The 9,959-nt window shown below is 43.2% G+C and carries 15 protein-coding genes; 2 read left to right on the plus strand and 13 right to left on the minus strand.

What is annotated here, in order from left to right; all coding sequences use genetic code 11:
- The 6 genes from HWQ47_RS21385 to HWQ47_RS21405 form a co-directional block, all read right to left on the minus strand.
- Entirely contained in the window at positions 1-945 is a 945-nt protein-coding gene (locus tag HWQ47_RS21385) for a hypothetical protein (protein WP_269968024.1), read from the minus strand.
- Entirely contained in the window at positions 942-2,174 is a 1,233-nt protein-coding gene (locus HWQ47_RS21390; protein WP_269968025.1) for a DNA circularization N-terminal domain-containing protein, read from the minus strand. The genes HWQ47_RS21385 and HWQ47_RS21390 overlap by 4 nt, the downstream gene beginning before the upstream one ends.
- Positions 2,175-2,434: 260 nt before the next feature.
- Positions 2,435-2,947, minus strand: a complete 513-nt coding sequence (locus HWQ47_RS21395) for a hypothetical protein (protein WP_269968026.1) — start codon at positions 2,945-2,947, stop codon at positions 2,435-2,437.
- Between the two features lie 48 nt (positions 2,948-2,995).
- On the minus strand, positions 2,996-3,385 hold the full coding sequence (locus tag HWQ47_RS21400; RefSeq protein WP_269968027.1) for a terminase large subunit domain-containing protein: 390 nt from the start codon (positions 3,383-3,385) through the stop codon (positions 2,996-2,998).
- A complete protein-coding gene (locus HWQ47_RS28130; RefSeq protein WP_442802096.1) occupies positions 3,382-3,615 on the minus strand; it encodes an ogr/Delta-like zinc finger family protein in 234 nt (77 codons plus the stop codon). Before HWQ47_RS28130 ends, HWQ47_RS21400 begins: the two co-directional genes overlap by 4 nt.
- A 711-nt stretch (positions 3,616-4,326) precedes the next feature.
- The gene (locus HWQ47_RS21405) at positions 4,327-5,199 is read right to left on the minus strand and encodes a hypothetical protein (RefSeq protein ID WP_269968028.1); all 873 of its coding nucleotides are present in this window, start codon (positions 5,197-5,199) and stop codon (positions 4,327-4,329) included.
- A gap of 500 nt (positions 5,200-5,699) precedes the next feature.
- Between HWQ47_RS21405 and HWQ47_RS21410 the strand changes: the two genes are divergently transcribed.
- Positions 5,700-6,038, plus strand: a complete 339-nt coding sequence (locus HWQ47_RS21410) for a hypothetical protein (RefSeq protein ID WP_269968029.1) — start codon at positions 5,700-5,702, stop codon at positions 6,036-6,038.
- A gap of 224 nt (positions 6,039-6,262) precedes the next feature.
- On the opposite strand, the gene HWQ47_RS21415 is transcribed toward HWQ47_RS21410, so the two are convergent.
- From HWQ47_RS21415 to HWQ47_RS21445, 7 genes are all read right to left on the minus strand, one after another.
- Complete coding sequence (locus HWQ47_RS21415) at positions 6,263-6,772, minus strand: hypothetical protein (protein WP_269968030.1); 510 nt, start codon at positions 6,770-6,772, stop codon at positions 6,263-6,265.
- 663 nt (positions 6,773-7,435) lie between these two features.
- The gene (locus HWQ47_RS21420) at positions 7,436-7,957 is read right to left on the minus strand and encodes a hypothetical protein (RefSeq protein WP_269968031.1); all 522 of its coding nucleotides are present in this window, start codon (positions 7,955-7,957) and stop codon (positions 7,436-7,438) included.
- A gap of 90 nt (positions 7,958-8,047) precedes the next feature.
- Positions 8,048-8,245 (minus strand): hypothetical protein, encoded by a 198-nt coding sequence (locus HWQ47_RS21425; protein WP_269968032.1) that lies wholly within the window; start codon positions 8,243-8,245, stop codon positions 8,048-8,050.
- Complete coding sequence (locus tag HWQ47_RS21430; RefSeq protein ID WP_269968033.1) at positions 8,242-8,736, minus strand: hypothetical protein; 495 nt, start codon at positions 8,734-8,736, stop codon at positions 8,242-8,244. Before HWQ47_RS21430 ends, HWQ47_RS21425 begins: the two co-directional genes overlap by 4 nt.
- Entirely contained in the window at positions 8,733-9,011 is a 279-nt protein-coding gene (locus HWQ47_RS21435; RefSeq protein ID WP_269968034.1) for a hypothetical protein, read from the minus strand. Before HWQ47_RS21435 ends, HWQ47_RS21430 begins: the two co-directional genes overlap by 4 nt.
- The gene (locus tag HWQ47_RS21440) at positions 9,004-9,297 is read right to left on the minus strand and encodes a hypothetical protein (protein ID WP_269968035.1); all 294 of its coding nucleotides are present in this window, start codon (positions 9,295-9,297) and stop codon (positions 9,004-9,006) included. The genes HWQ47_RS21435 and HWQ47_RS21440 overlap by 8 nt, the downstream gene beginning before the upstream one ends.
- 19 nt (positions 9,298-9,316) lie before the next feature.
- Positions 9,317-9,556, minus strand: coding sequence for a hypothetical protein (locus HWQ47_RS21445; RefSeq protein WP_269968036.1), 240 nt, complete (start codon positions 9,554-9,556; stop codon positions 9,317-9,319).
- Between the two features lie 98 nt (positions 9,557-9,654).
- Between HWQ47_RS21445 and HWQ47_RS21450 the strand changes: the two genes are divergently transcribed.
- Entirely contained in the window at positions 9,655-9,945 is a 291-nt protein-coding gene (locus HWQ47_RS21450; protein ID WP_269968037.1) for a helix-turn-helix domain-containing protein, read from the plus strand.
- The last annotated feature ends 14 nt before the right edge of the window (positions 9,946-9,959 follow it).

Below are 9,959 nucleotides of genomic sequence, written 5' to 3' on the forward strand. Positions count from 1 at the left end.
TCAAACATTGGCAGGCTCCTCAAAGGGGCGAAATAGCGCTATTTTGGTTTGAGCAGACGCATCGCTCACTGATAAGGTTAACGACTCGATCAACATGCTTTCATTGAAAGATTGCCGCACATCCACCACGCTCACCGTGCGATTAATGGCATCACCGGTCAGCTCAGGAAACAACGCAGGGAGTGAAGTGGACACGGTGACACCTTGGGCGATAGCGAGATCACGTTCATACTCTGCGCGTGCCAGGCAAGCAGCCGCGCTTTGCAATTGGTCGGACACAAACACCACCTTTCTTTGTGTATTGGCGGGGGCGTAGGTGACGACGGCATGCGCCTCAGTCCACTGCCCTTGCACCTCAATGTGATAAAACTGCTTGGTGAAGTTGCGCTCAATGGACAATGACTCGATATTGTTACCCACTTCAAGCCTCACTCCCGGGAGTGTGGCATGCGCTGGATTTTCTAACGTCAACACACCATTGCGCTCAATCAATATCACGCCTTGCTCTTTGGCGAGTTGTGCCAGGTTGTCGACTGGGGATTCGGCGTTAATTTGAAACTCGTCAATCACACCCAGTGCAGCGCCATCAACCAAGGATTGAACCGACAACCCAAAATCCGCAGACACACTGGTTAACAGCGACTCAAGCGTTTGATCATAGAGTGCATCCATGGTGATTTTGGAGTCGATCATGTTCGCGCTTAATGAACGCCCCGACAAACTCATGGCGTACTCACTGCTTGCCGTGTTGGTGCCCACAGTGTCGATGGTGCCAATGAAGATCCGCTTATCATCAAGCAAGAACTCAACCGGTAACGGTGAGGTGATAATCTTAGGTTCAATGCTGCAGCTAAAGGTGTGGGCTAACTGTTTAATCGAAAACGTCACATCAGCATTGAGAAATGGTGTTTTCTTGCCATCAACCATCAGAGTCAACGTGCTCATGACGCCACCTCAATCGCAACGGTGCCACATAAGAAAAGCGGGTGTTGGGCAGGATTGAGTGAGGTTAGCATCTGCAACTCTGCGTGATGTTCATGAGCCAGTGCGAGTGCCGGTATGGGACGCGGCAACAGATCATGCAGTGTTGGCGAACTCCCTTTAACCACCTTGGCAATGTGCACACTTATCCCATCCTTTAACACGACCAACGCATTAAACAGTGCCAGACTCTCAATGGTGGATACGCTGGTCGCATCATCGATGCGCGCGTCAATCTCAGAGACAATCCGCTGCAAGTCATTAAGGATGAAGGCCGGTTGTGTGGTTGAAGGCGCAAGCACAAATTTATCACGCTGTTCGAGCGCAGCAATGTCTCTACTCATCAACATGGCAGCAATGACGAGTTGCACATTGAAGTGGTGGCTAGGGCTGTCAGGGTCGATGAGCTCCAACATGGCTGCTTGTGCCATGCGCGCATTGTCCACGGCTTCACTTGCCAACAGAGTGCTGGTGCCTTCTCCAGATGATGCGTAACGACTCTCTGTGCGCACCACTTTCGCCACATGTTTAACGGTTTTACTGAGCTGCTCAGCGAACTGCCCTGGGGCATTGGCAATGCTTGATATCGACACTAGCGCGCTGTTCAGCTCCGTGTTCAACTCTGACAGTATTTGACTCGGCACTGCCAGCCTATTGGAGATACGCTGCAATCGGGTGACAACGGACGTGAAGCTTGCCCGAATAGTGTTTGTTTGCGCTACGCTTGCATCGTCTACCTCCTCAACGAATGAGGGGGTAGAGGCCGTAATGACAACATCCGCTTGAGTCTCAGCATTAAATACGCTCTCGATAACGACAGCATGTAATGTTGGTGCCTTGCCATCAAACACAAAGGTGAGGGAGAGCGTGACAAGGCCGCGCTTGGTATCAATCTTTAGTGAATGTGATTCAAAGACAAGGGGTAACTCACCTAGCCATGGGTGCTCAAGCTCCCCCCTTGGGGTGCTAGCAAGTTTAGCAAGCAGTGCATTGGCATCAGCGAGGGAGTTCACGCCGACCATGACCACCTCGAGTGATAGGTTACTCGCAGCGCTTCCCATGACTTTTATCATAGGGAGATCGGCATAGGGGATCTCACTGATGTGTAGCCGCTGACCACCGTCAATGGTGGTGCTCAAGATATTCAGTTCAAGACCGCTCCATCTTCCTTTTTCGTATTTTCTTTCCCACATTTCGCCCTAAATCTCCTGATATATGCATGAGCGCGCATCGTTATGCATGGGGTACGCGCGCAGGCCTTGCGTCGGCACTCCCACCCCTCCTCACCGAAAGTCAGCGCGGTTAAAAAACGAAAAATAGAGGTCTAATAATTACGCAAAACACTTCACAACAATCAATTGATTTAAAAGGGAAATACTTCCCATCACTGTAGTAACCTTGCAAACCATCAAGATCGCAATCGTTCGTTTTTGGGGTTATTTAAACTTCATTGTCATGACAATCGATTGTTTTTAAATTTACTTCGATTCACATCCAAATCATCAAGTAACGATTCATGTGAACGCTCCATGTTTTTTACAAAATACTTTTTAATATTTGAAAAATCATTTTCCAATATTAATCGGTCCAAATACTCAAATAAGCTGTACAAATAACTTCGTGATATTTGCTCGACGTGAACCTTGGGGTAAGGCCTGTATCGAATAACCTCTTCATTCAAAATTGCGCTATCAAGAAGGTTGTATTGATCTCCTGTTATATCTATGGCGTACCCGTCCACCTCCAACCAAGCGTGCGTCACCATATTCTCACCTCTACCACAAACAAGGATTATCTCAATGTCACTCCATATTGTCCTGTAGTGAAAGGCCAAAAATAATGATGCAAACTTACAATTCATAATAGGAAATGTCTTAGTGATCACATCGGTCGTTTTTTTGTTGCATAACTCAATTGAAGAGCGAAAAACAAACGCTTCATATTGTAAAATATGAATATTTTCCATTAGTAACCTTAAATATATTAGTGATGGTTCCTTTGGCACTGGGATCGTCTAACTTGTAGAGAAAAAAATTACTCGATGTTTTTTTAACATCGCCCATGACGATACCAAATTACTGACATAAGAAAAGTTCATGTCATCAAAACAATTTATCGCATAAGCATTGCCAGAATGTGCTGCCATCACTTGACTATCTGTGAGTAAAAAAATCAATTTGGCACCATTTTGTAATACAATTGGGTTGCCTGTTACTGCCACACCTAGCGAATTTGCTAATTTAATAACATGTTCTCGAATAGCGTCGCTTTCCAAGTTCGATGCAGAGAGAAAAATTTGGTTATGGCCAGTCAACATTGCATCGTTCAATGCTTTTGCCCCGAAATATAATTCCATTTCATTTTCATTCATCAGTTCAAACTCACTTATTTTTTCAGCTTTCATGGTTGGGCAAACATATCCGCTTGTTCTTCATGCCTACACAGCTCAGGTTGCAACGTGGGATCGGGTTTACCTCCCGTTCGCCTGGCGTAGTGCGAAAACGAAAGATGCAGAATAAAGACCTCTGCGCAATTCAGGTTCATGCACTGGCAATACAATTCACGCAGCCCCACGCTGAGTTGTTTTGATGTCGCTATGCGCCCAGCACACAAACACTTAGGGCACTCAACCATCGACTTACGACCCACTGAAATAACCCCTTGGCGTGTTTGATATGAATAGACGATTAAGCGCACGTATTCACATCAGTTAAATAATGTGAATGTTTGATGAACTCAAATCGCATCACACATCAACTTTCATTTGTATTCGTTATTATTTTACTGAAAAAAATAATGAATATTGTCGTCAGGTAATTTATTTTAAAAAATTCTATTTAATAGAAAGGCACTCATCCCCACCACGCTTAGAGGTTTTATATGGTGATTTTTTCATTGAGGAATCATGGCCAACAAGGTTACAGAACATGCCATATGGCACACGAGTCAATTAACAGCGTTGACTGTAGGGCTTCAGGCGGCTGACAAGTCGTAACGTTATGATTTTAAATGTTAGCTTTGTTTTCGAATTTTTAGGTGGGAAATAAGATGTTCATTCAAAATGAGCAAATGTGATGACAAAGCACCGCTACCAAAGTCACACATCTAGAAGTTGACGCTTCCTTAATGGCAACCGGTGCCATTAAGGAATTCTTATCTTGCAGGTAAGAATTTCAGAATTCTGGACTTTGGCGAGAAGTATGGAAACCCAAAAATACTTGCCTTTAGTTCTTTAGTTAAAATAAGGAGTCCCCACAAGAAATAATAATTTCTAATGGTGTTGTTATCGTGCTGAGCACTTCCAGACTAATTATCTCTAATCACTGATTAGTTACCAGTTAATTATTAATAATCTATAAAGTCTGTCGGTTTTGGTCTTCTCATTCCCCAAAGCAACTTAATTGTCCAAGAACTTCTATTCCACCAAATAACCTGACGCTTATAAAGAGAAGAGGTGATATGGTCAGTTAAATCATTATCAGACATAGTGTTATAAAGAGGATCTCCTCTCAACACTTCAAAGAGTTCTTTGGCATATTTTCGATCTTTCCTCCTTTCCAGTGGAGCGGTTATTCTTGAGATCGCAGGTCCAAAAATAAAATAAGTAAATAAAAATACTCCTACAATAAGAGCAATAAACATTAGAGAGATATCTCTTTCCACCTTCAATTGTGCAGGGCTATGACCATAATTATACTCTCTTGTATTCAAACCAATAGCAGAGACTATAATTTGTGGCTTATCTTGGCCGTCAAATAATATGCCCAATTTCATATTGGGATCAGCACCCTCACTTCTATTCAACGATTTTACTTTGTAAGAAAACCTATGAACACCATTATCAAATTCATAATCCTTGGTTTCTTCCACTAAATTTTTTATTCCTTTCTCACCATGTGCAAAGTGGGAAAGATATGTGAATTTATCACTTTCCTTTGGTTTAACTTCTATTACTATTGGAATATCTTTAAAGACTTTATCACTGAAATTTACCAATGATATTTCTAATAACCCAATCGATTCCTTAGTACTTCCATCAACTTTAATTTCCACTTTAGAATCGGGGAATTTAGGTTTAGATAGGTAATTTTTATCAAAGTTTATGTGGACATCAAGCTTCTGTATCTCATTTTGTTTTTCAAAAAAATACTGCTGCCCTATCATTGTAAGTGCACAGGTCACAATCGCGACAACAATTTTCCCCCATAAATTTCCCACTACTCGATTCTCCCCTTTGCAAAAAACTTAAAGAATATACGTGAACCTGAGAGTACACATTATTTTTCATATATCATGAGGGTACGATCACAGTCCACCCAAATATTCAGGGAATTCTAGTTACTTCAGCCCATTGGATATGGCTCCTTATACCGCATCACTTATGAACCTACTCATTATAACTTCAATCATCTAGCCCTCTCGAAAATACAACCTAAAGCTTTATTGCCTTTCGTATTTGATAACGCCAATTTATACGCTGTTATAGGGCTAACTCTCCAATGTGTATATGGCTTTTAAAAATCAATGTATTTTACCAGTTTTAAGCGCGACGATTACGGTGCAGTCGAACGGATTCTAATCATAGAGATGGAGGGCGCCGACTTCCAAATACAGTATCAATTTGTTTCATTTTAGGTTGTTCGGTTTTGTACTTGAGTCAATTTTGTTACCATTATGATAATGAGAAGATATGACGAACTGTATTGGAGTTGAATTATATGTTGTATTTAAAATCTTATCGTATGAGTTTAGTCTGTATATTCTTTGTTTCTAATTTTGCATTTTCGGCAAACGCTGACGAAGACACTCCTTGTTCATCAGCAAATAACGCGGTTGGATTAACCATTGGAATAACCGTTGCGATGGATATCATAACTAAAAATATTATGATGGATATCCAAACTGGAAAACTAAGAGAGAAATTAGCCAAGGCACAAGATATATTAACCAATGGGGCGAGTACCGACGGATTAGTATCAGGGTTAGATCCCGACGTTAGAGCTGAAGTAAATAAGTTAAATAATGACTTGAACTCACGTTGCTTTCAAAGTTCTTAGTGTTAATTCTAGCGCTCATTTTTGCTACCGAAATTTATTTCAACCCTTCATGATAAAGTTCAAAAACTAACACCAGAAACCTCCAAAACCTCTGGTGTTGTTTTAATACTTACCACCCTCTACAGCACTTCGTTAATCGCTTCCTTACAACCTTTGCGTCAATTCCTTCCCAACAGATAGCCATCAATACAGCGCACCAAAATCTGAACCTTTATAGTCACACATTACGCGGCCTCCATTTTCTTCATTTCATTGAACTCACTACCCAATATTTCAACGCCAACGTTTAGCGATGCTGACGTGCCCACATAGATAACGCCATCACACTCAAAGAAATCAATCCCCCCAAATACCAAGTCACACCAACTTATCCCCAATGTCTGATAAAAAGGTTCGAGCTCAACCGGCTCAGGTACGAGCCCCCTCCAAGCAACTCTCATTTCAACTAACCTCCCCTTAAGGGCCAGATTTGCTGTTCTTGCTTTGGGCCAACTAGCAAAACCATGATGAGCGCTAGGTTTTACCCACAATCGGCTATCCTCTCTTAATTTGAAGCTACTCAGTTTCAAACCGATGAATGTAATTCGGTCTAATGATCTTCTAAAAATAGCCACCCCATCAAAACGCTTTTCAAGCTCACTCGCTGCATCGTTCCCAACCTTTCTTTGTTGGTCTATCAATTGATACGCAGCTAACGCATTTCTATCTTCAACTTTGTAATACCGAACACTCATAAAAGACTCCACCAACCAAGTAAAACAAACACCTTAACTGTTGATTATTATACTAAAAAATACAAACCCACACTATTAAAATGAAGCATTTTCAACCATTCTTTTATCAATAATTCACAGGCACTAACCACCTATACCAGGCATAGCCATTCCTAAAATCTCGCACTTCTTATTGCCAAGCCATCGCGACAGCGATAAGCCCCGCAGGGAACCCTCTAAGCAGCCACCACAGAGGTTAAACGGTCGAAGACAAGACCAACTACCCGCGCCGCTCTTATCCTGTCCCCTAGCGCCAGCTAGGAAGTGGACAGACATTATCAAAGATGCTTTACCCACAAGCGAAGCGGGGTAAAGCATTAATAAACCTTTATCTCTTTATCTCGTTAGAGATAAAGAGCACTAGTCTTCGACTATGCCGCCCCAATGAACGCCATTAACACATGGAGTAGTTTTTATTGGAATACAGTGATATACACAGACTTACCCACAGAAATAGTGGAATAATATGGAGGCAAGGAACTCGCTGGGAATGCTAACGGTGTTGAAGCGGTGGGGTTGCACAAAAAGCAAGCGAAACATTTACCGAATTGATTAAGTTTTGACCAGTGGATTTTATTCACAAACGCAAATACCGACAACTAAGTCGGTTGGTTTCAATAGTAACTATCTGGGCGGAGAGGCCCCCGCAGCGACTCTCTGGCGTCTGTATTTAGCCAGCAGGGTGATAGGGGTCAACATGTACTTAACGGCCACTCCAAGCTTCTTAGCGCGTGCCTCAGTGGTTTTTTTGGATGCTGCTTTTGCTTCCTTGAACGCATCCTCTAGGCCCGTCGCTTTAAGGTACTTAAGCGTTACTCGCTTAATACTCGGCAGGCCTGTCCACTCTATACGCTTATCTGCGCCGGTCTTCTTCTCTCTAGGCTGCACTGAGTCAACCCAACCATTTTCAATGACTCGTGCTGCACACTGCTTAATGCGCCATTCGGGCAACTTACACAGCTCCGCAATTCTGGCCCAGGTGTAGAGGAAAAAACCATTCTTGCATCCAATCCCCACCTTGCGAGTACGAAGGCATATGTTGTCCATAAGGCACCCCATAAGCTTACGAATGTCTTCTAAGAATCGTTGTTGAGTCGCGCGGCCACAAGGAGTCAACAGCATGACCTGAGAAGATGGACATGCCATATACTTTTCCCAACGCGCACGATGAAGCGCCGCGAATGGGCGGCTACTACGTGGCTTTTTGGTCAAGGCTGTCATGGCGGGGGAAATAATCTAGACTGCTTTTTGAAGCGCTAAGCGCAGATAACAACAGGCCACATTGAAGTAGTCTGTTGCACAGCGGCGCATACCGCGATCAACGGAATGTTGAGCGAGGCCCATATAGAGCCAGTGCTGTCTCAAGAAAAAAGCTGAGGCGCATGCACTGGGTTCGACGGATTGATTTACTTGCTCAATAAGGGCTGGAGTCATGACTGCAAACCCTCTTCTTGCATCTCTTTGATGCAATCAGGACATGCTGTTGAAACAGTATCATTGCCCGTTTCAACACTGTGCCAGCCTATACCGCCAGCCTTTCTGACCACATCGTCAAGGCGCTCTACACCAGAGATAAACAATGGCGCCATGCAGACATAACAAGTCACTTGAAAGCTTACTGCAGCATTGATATCGCCCTCTCTAATGGGGCCTAGCTTTAGTTTTTGCGGAGCGTCTGGATTAACTTGTTTTACATCATCGCTGTTCGCAAGGATAAGCAAGTGGCGTTCTCCCACCTCTTTGTATAATTCTGAGATAGCAAGAAAGTCAACACCACCCTCTTCAACTTGAGTTGCATCCTTAATATCTTGAACAACAGCCCATTGCGTCTGAGAGCAATCTTCACTACGCCAAACACATCTTATATATCCTGGCTTTAAACCTGGGCGCAAACATTGGACTACATATGATTTTTTTACACTCATGATGACAAGCCTCTTTCGTGGACAATAGATTGCATCTCAAGTGCTTGAGATAATTCAAAACACAAACGTTTCAATGCTGAATCCTTAAGCACTTGAGATGACACCCTTTCCAGGCATTCGGCCATGCCAGCGTATCGAATAGCATCATCGGGAAGATCGCGATTTAACGATCGGTTGTGGCGCTGATATACGTCAGCCATTAACCGGCGCATCGCTAAATGTTGAGGATTTGATAGATCGAAGTGATGAGGCACAGCTAGCGCGTGATTAATCATTGGTTACGCCTCTTGCCACTGGCATTTTCGCGACAGACGCCCTTATTGCAGCGTGCTTTTCTTCAGTTACCGCTATTCGCAAAGCAGAGGTACATGTAGGGCAGAGAGTTGAGCAACGCCCATTTGATAATTCCACTTCGTACCAACCTTCATCATCAAATGCTGTTGCAGCGTCATAGACATCAGCAGCAACAACTTCAACCTTTCTGTAACGGCACTGAGTACACTCAGTAATGTATGCAGGTACTATTTCGATTTTTGTAGGATCGATAGGTCTAAAATTCATGACAACACTCCATTAATTCCTACAGCGAATACTGAGCACTTGGAACTTTCATATTCCACTGAGCCGCCTCTTGGCATGTCATCGCCATAGCTACTAAATTCACATAGATTTTCCCCTTCGCCTTTTCTTGCAGAACTGGAAGCTTTCCCTCTTTCACTTGCTGACGACAACGATCAAGCCCTTGCCCTGAACGTCGAGCGTACTCTTCGATAGGAATCGCAGGTAAGTCGAACTGAATCACGAATGTTGGTTGGTTCACTTTGGTATACTCCCAGAGATTTACTATTATCTACCACTATTTACCGCCACTTCGTGCGGTATTTGGCAATACTACCGCCACAACAGGAGGAGGTCAACATGTATTACATCGATAATTTGAAATGTGTTTTGAAAGAAGAGAAATTAAGCCAGCGTCAATTCGCTGATTTGATTGATATACCTTTAAGATCGCTCGAAGCTTACTTATCAGGAGAGAGAGAACCAAAGCAGAGTTTTTCAATGAAAATATCAAGTCATCCTCAGTTTAAAAAATATACGCTGTGGCTGATGACGGGCACGACAGCGCCCGAGTCCGGTCAGGTGTGCCCGGCTTTTTCAATTAATCAAGACACGCACGAAAAATCAGACTCAATACACAAAAAAGCTTAATAATTGCTGCGACC

The organism is Shewanella sp. MTB7 (genome assembly GCF_027571385.1).
GTDB lineage: Bacteria > Pseudomonadota > Gammaproteobacteria > Enterobacterales > Shewanellaceae > Shewanella.